This window comes from Pseudoalteromonas sp. SR44-5 (genome assembly GCF_014163675.1).
Classification (GTDB): Bacteria; Pseudomonadota; Gammaproteobacteria; order Enterobacterales; family Alteromonadaceae; genus Pseudoalteromonas; species Pseudoalteromonas rhizosphaerae.
Map to the genome: position 1 here is coordinate 1 of NZ_JACJDT010000018.1, position 20,049 is coordinate 20,049.

Genomic DNA, 20,049 nt, shown 5'->3' on the forward strand with positions numbered 1-20,049 from the left:
GCAGGCGGTGCGACACAAAAGGGTAATGAAATCTGGGTGCAATCAATCACTTTTGATAATAGTTGGGGTATTCCTATGGGGAGCCTTGGTTGTTGCTGGCAAAGTGCCGGTAAAACAAGTGGTGTATACGATCAAAAATTCCCAGAAAAAGTCGCGGTTGAATGGTTAGATAAGTCAGAAAATAGAATTTACTTTGGTGAAGTGGCAATAGATAAAAATGGTTATAGGTTAGCTAAAAATTTACCTTCATACACAGCGCATACAGGTAAGGTTTTTAAAGATGTAAAACCATATTTAATAGTCGGTATGGGTGAATCAGGTGAGATAAAGGTTTGGGTTTCAAATACACCATCCGCTGGGTTTACAGGTCGCGTATTACACGAGCTTGGCTCAGGGCAAGCCCAGTGGCGTGAGAATAAGTAGCAGAGCCACAGCCCTAACATTCTCTAAATTATGAGTAGAGGCGGCCCGTAGCTTTGGCCCACAAAGTGATGCGAGACAAGCTTTATAAAAAGATTATAAGCATCATAGGTGCTTAATATCAGGCATTACTTTGCAACAATGCCTTTTCTGAATCGATTTTAATTTCAACACCACTCCCATTTTAAGATAATCGGATATATAAATAACTTTTAAATTTAAGTATCGAGTCTGAGCCCTGTGTCTTGTTTAATTTTTTCGATCACCATATAAGTGTGGTGCGTACCAACACCCGGTATATCGACTAAATCACCAAGCACTTGACGGTATTCATCCATATCCGAAACCCGAATCTTTAATAGGTAATCATAGCCACCAGCAACCATGTCGCACTCAACCACTTGCTTTATTTTTAAAATATGTTCACGGAACACTTTAAATACCGCAGTATTTGACGTCACTAACGACACTTGCACATGCGCGACTAAGCTTTGATTAAGTTTGGCTTCGCTCAACTTGGCAAAGTAACCTTCGATGTAACCTTCTTGTTCAAGCCGTTTTACTCGATCAAGACACGGGCTGGGACTTAAGTTAACCTGCTTTGCGAGGTTAACATTAGATATTCTGCCGTTTTTTTGCAGAACGTCTAAAATTGCTAAATCGATACGATCGAGCATGCGTAATCTATTCGGACTTGTCATAACAGAATTTTATGCGGATAAGTTTAAGGTATGCCCTGTAAATTATCGTAAAACGCTAAATTTAACCAGCATATTCTGCTGGATTTTAATTAGAATGCACGCATTACGTACATAAAAATCGGGCAGCGAAATTTTTTAGCTGCAAGACTCCATACACCAGAGGGTTGCTTATGTTATTTGACGGCGATTTGACAACAACGTGTCCAATCAGACAAAAAATCCGTGACTTTTATCGCATTGACGAAAATGCTGTAATTGATCATATTTTACCGCTTGCTGAAGTTGGCGTAAAAGCCCGCAGCCGTGCTTGGGAACGTGCTCGCCAGATAGTTCACACTATTCGTCGCGATCAAGATGGTCAAAGCGGTGTTGATGCGCTACTTAATGAGTTCTCTCTCTCTAGTGAAGAAGGCGTGGTATTGATGTGCTTAGCTGAAGCATTACTTCGCGTGCCAGATAAAGCCACTCAAGACACGCTAATTCGCGATAAGTTAGCCAAAGGCGACTGGAGCTCTCACTTAGGCAGCAGCGACTCACTATTCGTTAATGCGTCATCTTGGGGTCTATTAGTGACCGGTAAAATGGTTAACTACACTGATAAAACCAAAGAACAGCAGTTTGGTGTACTGAAAAAAACCATTGGTCGTTTAGGCGAGCCGGTTATTCGTAAGTCAGTAAACTTTGCCATGAAGATCATGGGTAAGCAGTTTGTTATGGGTCGTACAATTAACGAAGCCATTGAACGCGCTGCAGAAAAAGAGCAAAAAGGCTATGTATATTCATACGATATGCTTGGCGAAGGCGCGCGCACCATGAAAGATGCACAGCGTTATTTCAATAGCTATATGAATGCGATTCATGCTATCGGTAAAGCGGCAAATGGCCGTGGCCCAATTAAAAGCCCTGGTATTTCAGTGAAGCTGTCTGCGATTCATCCTCGCTATGAGTTTACTCATAAAGAACGTGTCATGAACGAAATTGTGCCTAAGCTTAAAGAGCTGGCCATGGCAGCTAAAAGCTACGATATTGGCTTTACTGTTGATGCTGAAGAAGCGGATCGCCTTGATATTTCACTTGATGTAATCGAAGCAGTATTTAGTGATGATGACCTAGCTGGTTGGCATGGTTTTGGTTTAGCTGTGCAAGCGTATCAAAAACGCGCAATTTTTGTGATTGAATGGTTAACTGAGCTTGCCAGCCGTGTTGGTCGTAAAATGATGGTGCGTTTAGTTAAAGGTGCCTACTGGGATACCGAAATCAAAACCACACAACAAGATGGTTTAGAGCACTTCCCAGTATTTACTCGTAAGGCAACCACCGACGTATCTTACAAAGCATGTGCTATCAAAATGCTAGAAGCACGTGATGTACTTTATCCACAGTTTGCAACCCACAATGCCTACACTGCGGCAACAATTTTAGAAGTTGCTAAAGGTGATAACCAAGGTTTTGAATTCCAACGCCTGCACGGTATGGGTGAATCATTATTCGACCAAATCGTAACTGAAGAAAAAATTCAGTGTCGTGTTTATGCCCCTGTAGGTCAGCACGAAGATTTATTGGCTTATCTAGTGCGTCGTTTACTTGAAAACGGTGCTAACTCATCGTTTGTTAACGCCATTGTAGATACCACGAAACCTGTTGAATCGTTATTACCGGATCCGGTAGAAACACTGCAAGGTTTGCGTAACAAGTACAACACGCAAATTAAGATGCCGATTGATTTATACGGCGCTGAACGTGCTAACTCAAAAGGTATGGATTTAACCGATATCAATGTGATCACGCCATTCAAGGAAAATCTTGATAACTGGTTTGCAGAGCACCGTATTAGTGAAAGCGATATTCCTGAAGGTTCAATTGCAGTTAAAAACCCAGCCAATCATCAAGAGATCATCGGTCATATCAAGCTACAAAATAGCGATGATATGCTCACTCTACTAAGCAATGCAGAAACCGCCTTTGAATCGTGGTCACAAACGCCAGTTAAAGAGCGCGCAAACCTATTACGCCGTATTGCTGATATTCTAGAACGTCATCACGACGAGCTTGTGGCTATCTGTATCAAAGAAGCCGGCAAAGTAGCACAAGATGGTATTGACGAAGTACGTGAAGCGGTTGATTTTTGTCGTTACTACGCAGCTCGCGCCGAAGAGCTAAGTGAAGATGAGCGCTTTGAAGCCCGTGGTGTGATTTTATGTATCAGTCCATGGAACTTCCCATTAGCAATCTTCTTAGGTCAAGTTGCTGCAGCAATCGTAACTGGTAACACTGTTATTGCTAAACCAGCTGAACAAACTAGCTATATTGCGCTGCGCACTATTGAGCTTATGTTATCTGTTGGTTTACCAGAGCATGTGGTACAGCCTGTTATTGCGCGCGGTAGTGAAGTAGGTAAAACTATTGTTCCTGATGAGCGCATTCAAGCGGTTATGTTCACAGGCTCAACTGAGACCGGTACCATCATTTCACAAACACTTGCTGCACGTAATGATATTCAAGTACCGTTGATTGCCGAAACCGGCGGTCAGAACTGTATGATCGTAGATTCAACAGCATTGCCTGAGCAAGTCGTTGACGATGTGATTAGCTCTGGTTTCCAAAGTGCTGGTCAACGTTGTTCTGCACTGCGTGTATTGTTCATTCAAGAAGATATCGCAGATAGCGTAATTGAAATGATCAAAGGCGCGTTAAAAGAGCTACACATTGGCGATCCATCATTACTATCAACCGATATCGGCCCTGTAATTGATGAAAAAGCCTTGAAGAACTTAAACGAACACGTTGAGTACTTAAAAGGCAACGCAACACTGCATTATGAGTGTGATATTCCAGATAATAGCGAAAACGGAGCGTATTTCTTTGCGCCACGTTTATATGAAATCAAAGATCTATCTGTACTGAAACGTGAAGTATTTGGCCCATGTGTACATATCATTCGCTTTAAAGGCACAGAACTTGATAACGTGATTGACCAAATAAATAACACTGGGTTTGGTTTAACCATGGGTATCCATTCACGCATCGAAGAGCGTTGTGAATACTTAGCAAAAATGTCGCGTGCCGGGAACGTCTACGTTAACCGTAATATGATTGGCGCGATTGTTGGCGTACAACCGTTTGGTGGTCGTGGTTTATCTGGCACCGGACCTAAAGCAGGTGGTCCTAACTACTTAACTCGTTTAGTTAAAGAAAAAGCATCACCTGAAAACGTGCAAATGACTAACTTAACACCAGACGAGCTTGACACTCACCACTATTCAGGTGCTGCTGAGCAAGTCGAGAAGTTAATGGCAAACTCAATGCGTGATGAAAAAATTTGGCGCGCAACCCCACTGAACGATCGTGTTTCAGCGGTACGTCAGTTATTAGCTAAAGTTGCCACAGTCGATATTATCGATGAACTAGCCGACGATTTAGCATTAACACTTGCCGATGCTCGTGCCCAACTTAATCGCCTTGAAAAGCACATGCGTAAGTTTACTACTTTGCCGGGGCCAACAGGTGAATCAAACACCCTTCACCTTGAAGCGCGTGGCTGTGTTGTATGTTATGCCGATAAGAGTACCTCGTTTAACTTCTGGGCTATTTCGATCATCACCGCACTTGCTGCAGGTAATACCGTGATCACCGTAGCGTCGGAGTTATTTTATGACGAAGCGGTGGCCTTTAAAGATAAGTTTATCTCAACAGGTATTGCTGAAGGGGTATTCCAAGTAGCTAAACCGAATCAGTTACAAGCTATTTTGGCGCACCCTCATTTAGCAGGTGCTGTTGTTGCATCGCGCTCATCACGCTTAGGCTACTTCAGTCAACAGCTAGCGCAACGTAAAGGAGCAATCTTGCCAGTGATCAGTGCTGAGTACTACGACACGCTAATCAAGCGCTTATTAACAGAAAAGACCATTAGTATTGATACAACCGCTTCAGGCGGTAATACATCACTAATGACTTTAGTTGAAGATGACGAGTAGAGTTTAAGTAGATATTAACAAAGGGCGCTAATTAGCGCCCTTTTTACTACTTATCCAGTAAGAATTTTGCTAACTTTGTAGTATGTTATTTATTATGAAGTAAACACATTGAAAATTATCCCAATCGATCAGCTTATACCAGGTATGTTTGTGCATAGCGTAACTAAACAAACGGGTAAAATTAAAATCAAAAACCAAGGTTGGGTAAAAACGCAAGCTGGCGTGCAGCAGCTTATAAAAGCCGGTATCTTAGAAGTTGAAATTGATCCTGATAAAACCATCGTTGAACTCACTCCTACTGCCACAACAAACGATATAAAGGTTGAACCGCCTAAACAACGTGATCCTTGGTCTACAACACATAGTGTTGAGCAAGAGATGGACAAAGCATTTAAGCTCTACAGCGAAGCAAAACAACTGCAAAGCAAAGCATTTACCGATATAAAAGCCGGTAACACTATAGATATTACCCCCTTTAAGGAATTAGCTAGCGGCTTTATTGATTCGGTATTTCGTAATCAAGATGCGCTAGCATGCATCACCCGTATGCGTGAAAAAGACGCCTACCTACTAGAACACTCGATCAACGTCTCGATCTTAATCAGTATTTTTGCCAAACACTTAGGTTTTGAACGAGCGCTTATTGAAGAACTTGCCACCGGTGCGCTGTTACATGATATTGGTAAAATTCAGATACCGGATGACATTCTTAATAAGCCGGGTAAGTTAACCGATCAAGAATATAAAGTGATTCAGGATCATGCGCGTTTTAGTAAAGAAATTTTAGAACAAGCGGGCCTTAAAGGCATTGCCGTCGATATTGCAGGCTTTCATCATGAGCGACTAGATGGCACGGGTTACCCGTTTGGCAAGCGAGCTGATGAAATAAGCCAGTACGTGCGTATGGCATCGATTGTTGATGTCTATGATGCACTTACCGCTGAGCGTGTTTATAAGGCCGGCATGGAGCCAATCAAGGCCTTTAAAATACTCAAAGATGGTTGTCCAGATAGCTTTGATGGCGAGTTACTGACTAAATTTATTCAGTGTATTGGCGTTCATCCAGTTGGCACGTTAGTTAAACTGTCGAGTCAAAAAGTCGGCCTAGTGACCAAAAGCAACCCTAGCAGCCCTCTTAAACCTCAAGTGAAAACTTTTTACAATGCAAAACACGCTCACTATACGCAAGTTCAAGATATAGATCTGGCGCATAACCGAAATCAAGATTCGTTAGAATCCGCCATTAAACCAGCGGATTTCAACATTGATTTAATTAGATTTTTCAAAAATTCAATTTTGCCGTAATGATCACCGAAAACAAAATAGGCCTGCGCGAAGTAGCTATATAATCGTCACTCGGGCCAATCTTGCAGCGCTTTTAAGCTAAATTCATAATCATCAAAACTCAGCACCGTTTGCTCTGGAGTGATCTCTAATACTCTTAAGTCCCCAATGCTATCTCCCTCATATAACTCCCGATTATTGAGCTTTACCCAACGTTTATCAGGTGATGATGAGTAAATATGCGCTTGGTATTTAATTTCTGGCATCAATGCCAACAAAGCATCAGGTAGTAACTCAATCGGCTCAGCATAAGATGAATTTTTAGTGCCTTGCGTTACTTGATGAGATTGGGTGCTTTGAGTATCTTCGATAGCGCGAGCAAAGGCGTTTTTAAGCGCCGTTGGCACAGTTTCAAGTTCTTCATCGCTGACAGTTGCCTCCGGCTTTGATTTCTCACTAGTCGGTTCGCCAATAGGCTTCCCCAATACTTTGTATTTACTCATATCGATATTGCTAGCGCTATTGTTAATCATTGGCTGCATTTGCACTGCATTAGGATTATATTGCTGCTGAGGCGCTGCATATACTTGCTGATAACCATTAGGTGTTTGCACCAGCATTGGCTGACCTTGCGGATAAGCTGGTGCAGTATTTACTGGCACTTGCACCCACTGATATTGCCCTGCTGCTTGTTGGTATTGCTGAGGTTGAACAAATTGCGGCTGAGACATCGGCTGCGTGCTGGCAACTTGGGCTGGGCTAGTTTGTACTGGATTTGTTTGCACCGGTATCGATTGCTCAGGCTTCACTGTGGCAGGTACAGGTGTTTTGTCATCAGCAGGCTCCACTGATTGATCCTGAACAGTCGTTACCACTTGTTCAGGGGTATTAAAATGATTTTTTTGTAACCATTTACCAATTGAAAACCCTGCCATTAAGGTCAGTAAAAAAGCAACCAACAAGCCAAGCGAAATCGCAATAAAACGATAGCGCTGCAGTTCTTGCTGCTGTTTTAATTGCTCAGCGTTTCTGTCATGTGCTGACGCTTCATCATGTTGTTCTGATTGTTTTAAGGCATCTAATAAATACGACATATATGACCATTAATTAAAGAATAAACGACAAACCAATACCCAGACTGAGCACAGTTAAAAATGCCAACGGATAGAGCCAATTAAACGACGACTGCTGCTCTATACTAACGGAACTTAATGCACTCGGCGGTAACGCTTCTTGTGCTGAGCGCATTACTATATCACTATCAATCATCGTTAGCTGCTTAGAAAAAGCGCCCATTAAACAGCGTTCACATAATAAGTTTACTAAACGCGGAATACCTGCAGTAACTAAGTGAATCGTTTTTAACGCATCATTTGAGAATAGTCCCCGATCACAACCTGCAACATACAAACGATGCTTAACGTAAGCAAAAGTTTGTCCTTCAGTTAACGGTAGTAAATGATAACGAGCAGTGATCCGCTGTGCTAACTGACGCAACTCATTACGCTTTAATAAAGCCTGTAATTCTGGCTGACCAACCAATACTATTTGTAGTAATTTTTTATGGTTTGTTTCTATGTTAGTTAATAAACGAAGCTGTTCTAGCACGTCAGGGGCTAAAAGCTGAGCTTCATCAATAATCAAAATAGTGTGGCCACCTGCTTGATGATTCGCTTCAAGATGCTTTTTAATTGCATCTGTTAAGGTTTTTAACGTCGCATTTTGCTCGTCATAAACAATATGAAATTCATCGCAAATACTCGCTAACAGTTCCAATTGTGACAGTGCTGGATTATGGATCAACGCCACTTGTGTGTTTTCAGGTAACTGCTCTTGCAAACTGCGGGTTAAGGTCGTTTTCCCTGTTCCCACCTCACCGGTTAACAATACAAACCCACCGGCTTCACCTAAGCCATAAGTTAAATGCGCCAACGCTTCTTTATGGCGTTCGCTTAAAAATAAGTACTGTGGATTTGGCGCGATTGAAAACGGTTTCTCTGACAAGCCAAAATAGCTTAAATACACCCTAAATTTCCTTACTGATTAAATCACGGCCTATAATGGCAAAAAAACAGCGTAAGTGAAAACCTTGTTAGCGTTTTATTAGTTAAATAACGTAAAATAGTTTGCACAGTTAATATTCAGGGGAAATTATGCAAGTTTATTTGGTCGGTGGAGCAGTTCGTGATGAGCTATTAGGGCGAATCATCAAAGAACGCGATTATGTGGTGGTCGGTGCAACTCCTGAGCAACTGATCAAACAAGGCTATCAACAAGTTGGTAAAGACTTTCCCGTTTTTTTACACCCAAAAACTAAAGAAGAATACGCACTAGCTCGTACCGAGCGAAAACAAGGCCAAGGTTACACGGGCTTTGTCTGCGAGTTTTCAGCAGATGTTACCTTAGAAGACGACTTACGCCGCCGCGATTTAACCGTTAACGCTATTGCAAAAGCACAAGATGGCAACTTAATTGACCCTTATGGCGGCAAGCAAGATTTAGACAACCGCATTTTGCGCCATGTATCTGACGCATTTAGCGAGGATCCACTACGCATATTACGCGTTGCCCGTTTTGCAGCTCGTTATCATTATCTTGGTTTTACGATTGCCGAAGAAACCCAGCAATTGCTAACACAGATGATCAACCAAGGAGAGTTACAAACACTCACCGCAGAACGCATTTGGCTAGAATGTGAAAAATCATTAACGGATGGCGCATTTGCTGAGTTCTTGAATATTTTAGCGCAGTTAGGCGCGCTTAGTGCAATCAGCCCTGCCTTAGCAGGTAACTGGAGCGATAAGTTATATCAACAACTAAAAAACCGTTACGCTTACGCACAAAGCCAAAATATAACCGATCAGGCATTATTGTTTGTACAAGCCACTGCATCATTGACGCAAGAAGAGATTAAAATTCTCAGTCAAACTATTCGTTTACCAAATGACGTACGCGACTTAGCATTACAACTTAATACCCACCAAGCAACCTTAACTAGCCAAACAATCACCGCAGAGCAACTACTCAGTTGCTGCAATCAACTCGATTTATGGCGCCGCCCTGAACGGTTCGAGGCAGTTCTAAAAGCCGTTGAGATTAACCAAGCAGCATCACTGGCTAATCAAAAATTATTATTAACAGCAACCAAAGCAGCTAAAGCAATTAACCCGCAGCAATTTATTACGCAAGGCATTAAGGGCGCAGCAATAAAAACCGCGCTAGAACAAGCGCGGTTAGAGGTATTTCAGCAGTATTTTTAAACGGCGATGTTACTTTTCATAGCGCACTAAGCGTAAATAAACGAACGACTCTTTATCGTGCAAACTGTTAAGACCTCTGTCAAAGGTGTATACCCAAGCTGAAGTTTTATCGCCAATACCTGATGTACTAGTCCAATAGTTCTCACTTAAATTGCCCAAAAACACGGTCTCATTAATACTAGGGGTTACACAGCTATGTTCTAAAATACTGGCAAGCTCTTTATTATTAGGTACTTGCCAATCTTTATAAGCACCTGTGCGGTCGTTTACCGCAGCTCTTAATGCTTCTTGCCAATTAACTTTCACAATGCTGTTTAAACAGCTATTGGTTGTTAGGTCATAGCTTTGTCCATAACTACAGGTTTGCCACATAAGTCCGGTGATATTATCACTCACCGTACCATCGGTGTGCATTGTAAAACGCGCTGTAGCCGTTGTTTGTGTTACACCTTCATAACAGGTCTGCACAGCCATTGCTGCAGGGCTTGCTAACAATAAGCCAATTAATAATGATTTCATTGTGTTGCTCCTGCGGTTCTGACTAAGCGCACAAACGCGGTATCACTTTTAGGATATGCCAAATCATTGCCGTCGCTCATATCAAAAATATACGCTTGTGATAAGCTAGTCCCATCTACCGCAGTTTGTGAGGTCCAATAAATTAGTCCATCCGCTAATAAGTTACTATTAGGCGTATTAGGAAAGTAATTCTCATCGAGCAATATTGATTGTCCATGCTTGCCATAATTAAGTAGCGTTAATAGCTCTGTGTAGCTAGGTACTCGCCAGTTAGTACCGCCACAGTAATCAAGAGCATTTACTTCATTAACATACACTTGTAAGTTACAATTATTATTACTTGGGCAAGTGCTGTTTGGCGTGCCAAGGCTACTCCCCGTTTGCACACCATCTTCACTAGTTAAATACCAAGTATAATGATTTTGTCCTTCACGCAACGCCGTATTTGGTAAAGTGCCTGTATTAGGGCTTTTTACTTCCCAAATCAAACCCGTAACGTTATCGCGAATACAACTAAAATTAGCGGCGCTATCTAATAATTCATCGGCAAACTGGTTAAGTTTTGTAAAATCAAAAGCCTGCTCACCTTTACCCACTTTCTCGATATGCGAGCCAACCCCACTATCGCGGCCAACAGAAGCATCTTGACGCGGAAAATCAGGACTTGTACAGGCTATTTCTTGGGTGTTGTTGTAGCATTTGCTCATCCCAGTATCATTGATAAGACCAAGCGGTTTAGAATTAACCACAATATCAACACTATCTTTATCAGTGCGACCTTTACTATCAGTCACGGTTACTTCAAAAGTATGGGTGTTGACCGCTTCGGTTGCCGGTGCTGTGAAAGAAGTAATACATTGCTGCTGGTTATCAAGCACCGCTGTGCCAGCTGTTTGCTGCCAGTAGCATTTAAAGGTGTCTGTTACTGTTTCGGAATCTGTAGCATCTAAGGTCACTTTTTCCAGCTCAATAACACTTTGATCAATACCAGCATTAGCAATAATGACTTCACTGGTTTTGTTTAAGGTATGAGAATACTGCGAGCTCGACTCGCCCCCCTCATCATCAACAACCGTTAACAGCCAAGTGATCTGCGTGTTGGTATCAAGTAACGGATGAGTGAAACTAATTGTTGCATTGCTATTACTATCTACAGCGAGCGTTGGCCCTGTAATTTGTTGCCAGTTATAGCTATTAATTTGGCCATTTTCATCCGGATCAACTGAACTGGCGCCACTTAAGGTAATTATATCTTTATAATCTGAAGGCAATGTTTCGGGTGCAGTTTGAGTGACAATGACTTGAGGAAGCTGATTATTTGACTCAATTTCGATCAGTAAGTCATCACTAACTAATTGGCCATCGGTGGTTTGATAACTAACACGCAGTAATAGCTCGCTGTTTGCTTTAATATCAGGGGCAGTAATGGTTTGTAGTGCACCAGTGAGGGGAAAGCCGGCAATAATTGGTCCACTTACTCGCTGCCAGGTAAAGGTACCATCAGCAGGCGACCCTTTGGCCTCAATAGTAAATTCACTTTTTTCAATAATGCGCTGATCATCGCCAGCAAATACGGATGCTGCGACTACGGGATTATCGTTGCCGCCTCCGCCACCACCGCATGCTGTCAATACAGCAAACAACGGTAAAACCATTAAAGGGGATTTCATGCACTGATTCCTCATTTAAAACTGAAATTACGTAGCTTTTATATTAATAGCCACGCCAATCAATAAATTAAGCAACAACAATGCCAGATACAAAAAGAGGATGTTATAAATAGCTATCTTGGTGAATACGGACAAATAACTTTGTGCCTATTTTACTATAATCGACCTTATACTCACGACCATCTAACGCCTGAATGAACAGTAAGCGCTTCTCTTCTCCAAATACGTCAGCACTACCTATGTAAACCATTTCTAAATAGCGCTCTTTAGCTTCACGACGATTTTTTGGCAACTCTTCCTTAAATGGCTCTAAACCATGTTGAGTTACCTTGATTTTTGGGTGTATTTCAGAATTCACGATCACTAAATCGAGTTTTTTATCTTTATGGATTATGGTATTTCTGCCACTTTTAATAAAAGATCTATCTTGACTCATCGCTTCATCCTACTAACTAACGCCTATTTTCAGGCGTCTGTCTCTCTAATTGAGATTCTATAAATACGACTGGGTTATTCCGCCATGCATTTAAGCTATGGCTAAAATCCCAAATACTTCTATCTAATACACTTGCGGGTAACAGTAAATCATATCCTGTTAATTGCCGTAGATGTCGCATCCTATTAGCAAACATGGCTATCAAGCCATTAAAACTGCGACCATTCACAGAAGTGTAATGATTATCTTCAACTAACCATTCTGATGGGCAATTGCCATTTTTGCAATGTTTTTGAATTACTTGCATAAATAAATGCCGTTGTTCGATCAATAATTTACCAGCAATTCTTGGTGCTAATTGTAATAAAAATTCATCAGTGTCATTAAGTTTAATACCTACAGCATTTAACTCAAGCGGTTCAAGTTCTTGTTCTACTTTAGGAATACCACTGCGATTTAGATTTTCTTGCTTCAGACTCCAATAGCCATATTTATGTTGATAAGTAAGTTCTTGTTCTGTAATAACTAAACTGTAATATGGCTCTTGAGTTTTTAAAAAACCAACAAAAATAGCAGCCAAACATAAACTCACTAAAAAAGTTTCGAAAATGCTAATTTCGTCGGGCCGCAGTAAATTAAACAGCATTATAAATATCAGCCCCACCGCACCGACAGTGAGAATTTCGATACCATTGCGCGCACCTTGCGCACGCAATTTTAAAACAGTATTTTTGCGTTTAACCATAACGATAAAAAATAATATAAAAAACGTACATAATTATAGTCCAAATAATCAATTTTCGTATTTTCATACAACGCGGACATTTGCTCGTTAACTTCATAACTCTCTCATATACAAACACAAAACAGGAACAAACAAAAAAATAACTTAACTTTTACGCCTAACCGACAGATTTATGAGATACGCGGCCGCCAATTCACGCTGTAATTTTGTACACTAGAGGCAATTAAATTTCCGGTATTTTTAACAATGTATGCAAAGCAATCTGGCAAAGCGCTATTTCCATTTATTATTACTCTACTTCTGGGGCTATGTGTTTATCTTTATTTACCAAGTAGCCAAGGTGAGCAATCCGACTTCACAGCAAGTGCTACCCAAGTAACCGCTCACACTGTAGCAAGTGAAGAAAATGCAGTCCTCATTGAGGCTATCGGCAGTGCCCGCGCTAATCAAGCAATTTATATAAAAAGCGCACAAAATGATTACGTAACTGACATTTATTTTAAAGACGGTGATTTAGTCAGTAAAGGTCAAAAGCTCGTACAATTGCAATCGCAGCAAGAAGAACTCACCGTTAAAGAACTGGCAATTAACTTACGTGAAGAAAAACGTCAACTTGAACGCTTAACTGAGCTTTCTCGCTCTCAAGCAACCGCAAAGTCATTGCTCGAAGAGCAACTTTCTCGCGTTGATGCAACCGAAGCGCAGTTTGAAAATGCTAAAACTAAATTGGCTGAAATGACTATTTTCGCGCCTTTTTCAGGCATTTTAGGTAAGCGTCAAATCTCCGTAGGTGCTTATGTAAATAACAGCACAATTATTACAAGTTTAGATGACATAAGCATAATTAAAGTCGATTTCAAAGTCCCAGAAAAATACCTTGCGCAATTAAACGTTGGCATGAAAGTAATGACCCAAAATGATGCTTACCCTGAAAAAACCTTTACCGGTAAAGTAACACACGTTAGTGCACGAATTGATTCAATAACCCGCAGTGTTGAAGTCACAGCCAGCTTCGCGAATAAAAGTGGTTTATTACGCCCGGGCATGTTGCTCAATACAGCATTACAACTGAGATCAAATCAAGCGATGATGGTGCCAGAAAAAGCGGTGATCCCACAACAAGATAAACATTATGTTTTTCAAATTGAAGACGGAATAGCAACCAAAGTAGAGGTTCACGTTGCAGGTCGTCACAATGGCTGGGTTGCCATTGATGAAGGTATTAGTAATGGGCAGCAAATTGTTACTGAAGGAATTATTAAAATTCGCTCAGGCAGCAAAGTTACTGTGAAGGGGTAAACTGTGAAAATTACTGATACCAGTGTCAAACGCCCCGTTTTTGCAATTGTAATTAACCTACTGTTACTAACCTTTGGTTTAGTGGCTTTTTCGATGTTACCGCTGCGCGAATATCCTGATATTGAATCACCAATAGTCAGTGTAAGCACTGAATATACGGGTGCCTCAGCCGAGATCATAGAAACAAAAATAACCCAAGTACTGGAAAACCGTATTTCCGGTATCGAAGGTATTAAAAGCATTAATTCATCAAGTAGAAATGGTCGCTCAAATATTACCATTGAATTTAATATCAGCCGTGATATTGATGCCGCATCAAACGATGTCCGCGAACGTGTAGCGCGCGCACTAGATAGCCTCCCTGAGCAAGTACGCCCGCCAGAAGTATCTAAATCTAACAGTGATGAAAGCCCTATTGCTTGGTTTTTACTCAATAGCGACACGATGGATTCATTGCAACTGTCTAATTATGCACAGCGCTTTATTGTCGACCGTTTAGCTGTGGTAGATGGTGTTTCCAATGTGCGTGTTGGTGGTGAACGTAAATATGCCATGAAAATTTGGCTCAATCGCCAAGCAATGGCTGCTCGTGGCATAACCAGTAGTGACATAGAAAACACCCTACGAACTGAAAATGTTGAGCTACCAGCTGGTGAAATTGAATCTATCGACCGTGATTTTACCGTACGAACAGCGCGTAGTTATAAAGAGCAGCGAGACTTTAAAAACTTGGTAATTAAACGTGGTGACGATGGTTACTTAGTTCGTCTTGGTGAAGTTGCTGATGTAAACTTAGAAGCCGCTGACGATGAAAGCTTATTCCGTGGTAATGGCCGCAACATGGTTGGCCTTGGTATTGTTAAACAAGCTAAGGCCAATACACTTACCGTGGTCGATAATGCTCGTGCTGAACTTGAAAAAATCAAACGTAATCTGCCAGAAGGCACAACTATTCAAGACAGCTATGACTCGTCAATATTTATTAAAGAATCGATTAACGAGGTTTACAGTACCTTGGCTATTTCAATGGCTTTGGTGGTATTAATTATCTTCTTATTTTTAGGGAACATTCGCGCTACCTTGATCCCAGCGGTAACAGTCCCTGTTGCGTTGGTTGGTAGCTTTATGTTCTTACTGGCGATGGGTTATTCAATTAACTTATTGACACTACTGGCGCTGGTGCTAGCAATTGGCTTGGTTGTTGATGACGCGATTGTAATGCTAGAAAACATTCACCGGCGTATCGAACTGGGCGAACCGGCTCTACTAGCTGCCTATCGTGGCGCCCGTGAGGTTGGTTTTGCAATTATAGCCACCACCTTAGTGCTGATCTCGGTGTTTGTGCCTTTGGTATTTATGGATGGCCGTATCGGCGCATTATTTACCGAGTTTGCGATGGCCGTCAGCGCTGCGGTATTCTTCTCAAGCATTACCGCATTAACACTCTCGCCAGCGTTGTGTTCATTAGTACTCAAACCATCCTCAAAAGAGAGTAAATTCAGCCAATGGATGGACCGTATCTTTAGTAAGATTGAGCAAAGTTATAAAAACTCTTTACGCTCAAATATGACGCGTTCAGGTGGTTTAACAATCACCCTACTGCTGGCTGGTTTTGTTAGTTATTTACTGTTCCAACAAATTCCTTCAGAACTTACGCCAAAAGAAGACCGTGGTACTTTCTTTATCATGATGAGTGGCCCTGAAGGGGCAAGTTATGAAAATAACGCCGCCAACATGGCAAAAATTGAAGAACGTTTAATGCCTTATTCCGAAGCGGGCGAACTAAGCCGAGTGCTGGTGCGCGTACCTGGCTGGGGTGGCAGCGGTGGTGTAGCAATTGTTGGTATGGCTGACTGGGATGAACGTAAACGTTCAACTTGGGAAGTAATGGATGAGATCAGTGCAAAAATGACTGAAGTCACCGATGTGCGCGCTTTTGCTATTATGCGCCGTGGTATTGGTGGCGGTGGCTCATCACGGCCCATTGAGTTTGTCCTGCAAGGTAATGATTATGCACAATTAGCTGATTGGCGAGACCGGATCATTGAACGTGCAGAGAAAAACCCAGGACTGGTGCGTATTGACCATGACTACAAAGAAACCTTCCCGCAGTTTTTGATCAGTATCGATAAAAACAAAGCGGCGGATTTAGGGATTTCAGTTTCGGATGTTGGCCGCACCCTTGAAACCATGTTAGGGCAACGCCGTGTTACCACCTTTATTGACCGTGGTGAAGAATACGATGTGATCTTAAAAGGCACCAAAGCTGACTTTGCTGATCCTACTGATATATCAAATATTTACTTAAAATCACGCAGTGGTGAACTGGTTCCTCTAGATAGCTTAATTAGCTTAAAAGAAGAAGCCACTGCATCAAGGCTAAATCGTTACAACCGAATGCGTGCTATTACTTTGAGCGCTAACCTCGCCGATGGTTACACCCTTGAAGAAGCGCTTAACTTTTTAAATAAAGTGGCAATGGAAGAAAACGAAATTGATGGCGCCATTGATTATAAAGGTGAATCGCAATTATATTATGAAGGTGCCTCAGCGATGACGTATGTTTTCATTCTAGCGCTTACTGTTACCTTCTTAGTTTTAGCCGCTCAGTTTGAAAGCTTTATGCACCCCTTTGTGATCATGCTCACTGTGCCACTGGGTTTGATGGGCGCAATGTTTGGTTTATGGGTTGCAGGACTAACCATAAACATTTACAGCCAAATAGGCATTGTAATGCTGATTGGTCTTAGTGCTAAGAACGGTATATTGATTGTCGAATTTACCAATCAATTGCGCGATAAAGGCGTAGAGTTTAGTGAAGCTATTTTACAAGCAGCAACCCAAAGATTGCGACCAATTATTATGACCTCTTTGACTACGGTAATGAGTGCGGTGCCACTAGTGCTAGCCTCAGGCCCTGGTGCAGAGAGCCGTATGGTAATTGGTGTAGTGGTGTTTACTGGCGTTATTGTAGCAACCATACTTACGCTATTTGTTGTTCCTGCGGCGTACTATGCGCTGGCTCGCAATACTCAGTCTCCTGAGTTTTTACAACAAAAGCTCAACCAACAAGAAGCTGAAAGGCCGCTAAAAGAGCTTTAATCTCATCGTAGCGTTGCAAACCCATAGCAACGCTACTTTTCACTTCCACACACTTCCCTGCTGTAATTAAATGAAATAATAAACCACCTTGCTCGTTCTTCTGATACGCTAGATCATCCGTGTAATTTAATAGCTTTAAGGAACAACTAATGAGTATAACAAATGAAACAGCAACATTTGGTGGTGGCTGCTTTTGGTGTATTGATGCCGCGTTTAGGCGCGTGAAAGGCGTTTTACAAGTAAGCTCTGGCTATACTGGCGGCGAAACAACTGAGCCTACGTATAAACAAATTTGCACTGGCCTCACCGGCCACGCAGAGGTTGTACAGATTAAGTTTGACAGTAACCTGATAAGCTATGAAACCTTACTGGCGATGTTTTTTACCCTGCATGATGCCACTCAGCTAAACCGCCAAGGTAATGATATAGGTACCCAATATCGAAGTGTGATTTATTATCATGATAGCGAGCAGCAAGCGCAAACTAATCAATATATTGCAAAATTACAAAGCCAAATACGCGAAGATATCGTCACTGAAGTTAGCCCTGCAACCACTTACTACCCTGCAGAGCAGTATCACCAAGACTACTACAACGAAAACCCTGAGCAACGCTATTGCAGTTTATTGATAGCACCAAAGCTGAAAAAGTTTGAAAAAGACTATAAACAGTTTTTAGTAAACTAAGCAAAGTGCTAAATAAGCATTTTCATCTAAATATAAAAAAGCCCGACAAACAAAGGTGTCGGGCTTTTTTATTTAAGCTAGAACGAGATCAGAACTGGTAGCTGGCGCCAACAAAGAAGCGACGGTCAACTGTATTGTAGTAAAACACTTCGCCAGTTGCATAATCCATACTTGAGTCAACCGCGTTGTATTGCTTATCAAATAAGTTTTCAACACGAGCAGAAAATGAAAGCGCACTGTTAAATTGATAATTTGCAGTTAAGTTCCATAACGTATAAGAACTAAGCTCTGTTACTTTACCTTGACGATCACTACGGTACTGCATATCAAAACCGGCATCAAAATCGCCCCACTGCTTCGCAACAAACCAGTTCACAGTACGTGGTGAAACATAAGTTTGTGCTACACCCGTTTCGGTATTTTCAGCATTTAAATAAGTAAAATTAAACTGATTATCAAAACCAAGTACTTTATTGGCAAAGCTAAACTCAACACCCTCATGGCGTGCTTCATTTATATTTTCTGGCTGCCATTTACCAGCTGCATTAGGTGCCCATGCAATTAGGTTTTCAATATTATTTCTGAATATTGATATATCAAGCTTTGCCTGAGAAAAGTCTAAACTCAAACCTAACTCTTGGTTAGTTGATGTCTCTGGTGCTAAATTTGGATTACCTGGAGATAAAGGGTCAGGAAAATAAAGATCATTAAATGTTGGCGCTTTAAAGCCCGTGCTTTGACTCAATCTAAGTGTTGCACGCTTATTTAAGTGATAACCAACAGCTGCGGCGTAAGTTGTTTCATTACCAAACTGCTCATCATCATCTAAACGCAATGCTAAATTTGCAATGACTTTATTGTCATCAAAATAGCCCCCAAGAAATGCAGCTTTAGCTACTTTGCTATCCGCTAGATAAGCCTTACCATTGGTATATATTTCATCTTTATACCAATTAAGCCCGCCATTAACGGTTAAAAATTGGCTTGCATTATAACTGCCGTGGTAATCAAATTGTTTACGTTTTGTTTTATAACTATTAGTAACAATCGCACCTGTGTAATCATAGCCTTTGTTGTCAGAATCATCGGTTGCAATAGCAACATTAATTGAGTGCTTATGATCGGTAAAGGATTTATCCCAACCCAGCCCTAGCTGATAATTTTCAAATTCATTATTTTCTACGATACTATCAATAGGCGAGAAAGCATTGTCGTATTGTGCATTACCTTCACTGTATTGACCCAGCGCTTTAAGCTCACCTAACAGCTCATCTGCATAGCGAATATTAAATCCTAAATTTTTGTTCTCATAACCATCTTCATCCGGCGCTACGCCTTGCAATACGTCAAAGCCATCCGTTTTTTCAAACCCAGCATTAAACGACGCTTTAACAGCATCAACTACCGTTGTACCTGCAACTTGATAATTTTGATAAGCATCAGTACCAAATGTTGCATCTAGGCTGACGGATTCCTTTGTACGAGTAATAATATTGATCACACCAGCGAGCGCGTCAGACCCATAAACTGCAGCACGAGAGCCTTTAACAATTTCAATGCGCTCTATTGAATTAAGAGGAATATTACTAATTGATTTATAACCAAGGGTTGCAGAGCCCGTACGTACGCCATCAATCAAAATAAGTGTATGTCGCGAGCTTGAACCGCGAAGTGACACGCCAGAACTTTGTCCAAAGCCACCATTGGAATTTATTTGAAAACCAACTTGGGTTGCTAGTAAACTCGGTAAATCACGGACATTACTTGTTTCAATATCACTGCGCTCAATAACAGTTACACTGGCAAGTACATCAGTAATTGATTGCTCAAATTTATTAGCTGTTACCGTCAGGCGTTCTATTGATTGCTCTGCAGACACAGAAAAAGACAACGCAGCGGCAATTGCTACGCCTAGAGTAGATTTGTTTAACATGATATCCCCTGACCCGCGCC

15 protein-coding genes are annotated in these 20,049 nt (G+C 41.4%); 7 read left to right on the forward strand and 8 right to left on the reverse strand.

What is annotated here, in order from left to right; genetic code table 11:
- A partial coding sequence (locus H5154_RS11540) for a DUF2931 family protein (RefSeq protein ID WP_259398500.1) occupies positions 1–423 on the forward strand: 423 nt, incomplete at its 5' end.
- Positions 424–638: 215 nt separating this feature from the next.
- Here H5154_RS11540 and H5154_RS11545 read toward each other — a convergent pair.
- Positions 639–1,121 (reverse strand): winged helix-turn-helix transcriptional regulator, encoded by a 483-nt coding sequence (locus H5154_RS11545; protein ID WP_145235173.1) that lies wholly within the window; start codon positions 1,119–1,121, stop codon positions 639–641.
- A 170-nt stretch (positions 1,122–1,291) separates the two neighbouring features.
- On the opposite strand from H5154_RS11545, the gene putA reads away from it, so the two are divergent.
- Positions 1,292–5,095 (forward strand): bifunctional proline dehydrogenase/L-glutamate gamma-semialdehyde dehydrogenase PutA, encoded by a 3,804-nt coding sequence (gene putA / locus H5154_RS11550; protein ID WP_182718365.1) that lies wholly within the window; start codon positions 1,292–1,294, stop codon positions 5,093–5,095.
- Positions 5,096–5,203: 108 nt separating this feature from the next.
- Entirely contained in the window at positions 5,204–6,400 is a 1,197-nt protein-coding gene (locus tag H5154_RS11555) for an HD-GYP domain-containing protein (protein ID WP_182718366.1), read from the forward strand.
- A 47-nt stretch (positions 6,401–6,447) separates the two neighbouring features.
- Here the strand turns inward: H5154_RS11555 and H5154_RS11560 are convergent, their stop codons facing one another.
- Positions 6,448–7,473 carry a general secretion pathway protein GspB gene (locus H5154_RS11560; RefSeq protein WP_182718367.1) on the reverse strand — a complete coding sequence of 342 codons (1,026 nt, stop codon included), beginning with the start codon at positions 7,471–7,473 and terminating at the stop codon, positions 6,448–6,450.
- A 13-nt stretch (positions 7,474–7,486) separates the two neighbouring features.
- Positions 7,487–8,404, reverse strand: a complete 918-nt coding sequence (locus H5154_RS11565) for an ExeA family protein (RefSeq protein ID WP_145235164.1) — start codon at positions 8,402–8,404, stop codon at positions 7,487–7,489.
- 128 nt (positions 8,405–8,532) lie between these two features.
- Here H5154_RS11565 and H5154_RS11570 point away from each other — a divergent pair, with 128 nt between their 5' ends.
- Positions 8,533–9,639, forward strand: coding sequence for a tRNA nucleotidyltransferase (locus H5154_RS11570; RefSeq protein WP_182718368.1), 1,107 nt, complete (start codon positions 8,533–8,535; stop codon positions 9,637–9,639).
- Positions 9,640–9,648: 9 nt separating this feature from the next.
- Here H5154_RS11570 and H5154_RS11575 read toward each other — a convergent pair whose 3' ends face one another.
- From H5154_RS11575 to H5154_RS11590, 4 genes are all read right to left on the reverse strand, one after another.
- On the reverse strand, positions 9,649–10,158 hold the full coding sequence (locus H5154_RS11575) for a DUF1566 domain-containing protein (protein WP_182718369.1): 510 nt from the start codon (positions 10,156–10,158) through the stop codon (positions 9,649–9,651).
- On the reverse strand, positions 10,155–11,828 hold the full coding sequence (locus tag H5154_RS11580) for a DUF1566 domain-containing protein (RefSeq protein WP_149981363.1): 1,674 nt from the start codon (positions 11,826–11,828) through the stop codon (positions 10,155–10,157). The genes H5154_RS11575 and H5154_RS11580 overlap by 4 nt, the downstream gene beginning before the upstream one ends.
- Before the next feature lie 103 nt (positions 11,829–11,931).
- Positions 11,932–12,264: a hypothetical protein gene (locus H5154_RS11585; RefSeq protein ID WP_149981364.1), complete on the reverse strand. Its 333-nt coding sequence runs from the start codon at positions 12,262–12,264 to the stop codon at positions 11,932–11,934.
- Positions 12,265–12,280: 16 nt separating this feature from the next.
- Positions 12,281–13,009, reverse strand: coding sequence for a DUF2982 domain-containing protein (locus H5154_RS11590; RefSeq protein ID WP_149981365.1), 729 nt, complete (start codon positions 13,007–13,009; stop codon positions 12,281–12,283).
- Positions 13,010–13,255: 246 nt separating this feature from the next.
- Here H5154_RS11590 and H5154_RS11595 point away from each other — a divergent pair, with 246 nt between their 5' ends.
- From H5154_RS11595 to msrA, 3 genes are all read left to right on the forward strand, one after another.
- Positions 13,256–14,308, forward strand: coding sequence for an efflux RND transporter periplasmic adaptor subunit (locus tag H5154_RS11595; protein ID WP_182718370.1), 1,053 nt, complete (start codon positions 13,256–13,258; stop codon positions 14,306–14,308).
- Positions 14,309–14,311: 3 nt separating this feature from the next.
- Positions 14,312–17,410: an efflux RND transporter permease subunit gene (locus H5154_RS11600; RefSeq protein ID WP_182718371.1), complete on the forward strand. Its 3,099-nt coding sequence runs from the start codon at positions 14,312–14,314 to the stop codon at positions 17,408–17,410.
- Between the two features lie 149 nt (positions 17,411–17,559).
- Positions 17,560–18,096, forward strand: a complete 537-nt coding sequence (gene msrA, locus H5154_RS11605; RefSeq protein ID WP_182718372.1) for a peptide-methionine (S)-S-oxide reductase MsrA — start codon at positions 17,560–17,562, stop codon at positions 18,094–18,096.
- Between the two features lie 88 nt (positions 18,097–18,184).
- On the opposite strand, the gene H5154_RS11610 is transcribed toward msrA, so the two are convergent.
- Positions 18,185–20,029 carry a TonB-dependent receptor domain-containing protein gene (locus H5154_RS11610; RefSeq protein WP_182718373.1) on the reverse strand — a complete coding sequence of 615 codons (1,845 nt, stop codon included), beginning with the start codon at positions 20,027–20,029 and terminating at the stop codon, positions 18,185–18,187.
- Positions 20,030–20,049: the final 20 nt, after the last annotated feature.

Coding starts and splice junctions, on each gene's coding strand:
- H5154_RS11545 (WP_145235173.1), bottom strand. CDS start 1,121: ATGACAAGTCCGAATAGATTACGCATGCTCGATCGTATCGATTTAGCA.
- putA (WP_182718365.1), top strand. CDS start 1,292: ATGTTATTTGACGGCGATTTGACAACAACGTGTCCAATCAGACAAAAA.
- H5154_RS11585 (WP_149981364.1), bottom strand. CDS start 12,264: ATGAGTCAAGATAGATCTTTTATTAAAAGTGGCAGAAATACCATAATC.
- msrA (WP_182718372.1), top strand. CDS start 17,560: ATGAGTATAACAAATGAAACAGCAACATTTGGTGGTGGCTGCTTTTGG.
- H5154_RS11560 (WP_182718367.1), bottom strand. CDS start 7,473: ATGTCGTATTTATTAGATGCCTTAAAACAATCAGAACAACATGATGAA.
- H5154_RS11595 (WP_182718370.1), top strand. CDS start 13,256: ATGTATGCAAAGCAATCTGGCAAAGCGCTATTTCCATTTATTATTACT.
- H5154_RS11580 (WP_149981363.1), bottom strand. CDS start 11,828: ATGAAATCCCCTTTAATGGTTTTACCGTTGTTTGCTGTATTGACAGCA.
- H5154_RS11575 (WP_182718369.1), bottom strand. CDS start 10,158: ATGAAATCATTATTAATTGGCTTATTGTTAGCAAGCCCTGCAGCAATG.
- H5154_RS11610 (WP_182718373.1), bottom strand. CDS start 20,029: ATGTTAAACAAATCTACTCTAGGCGTAGCAATTGCCGCTGCGTTGTCT.
- H5154_RS11570 (WP_182718368.1), top strand. CDS start 8,533: ATGCAAGTTTATTTGGTCGGTGGAGCAGTTCGTGATGAGCTATTAGGG.
- H5154_RS11590 (WP_149981365.1), bottom strand. CDS start 13,009: ATGGTTAAACGCAAAAATACTGTTTTAAAATTGCGTGCGCAAGGTGCG.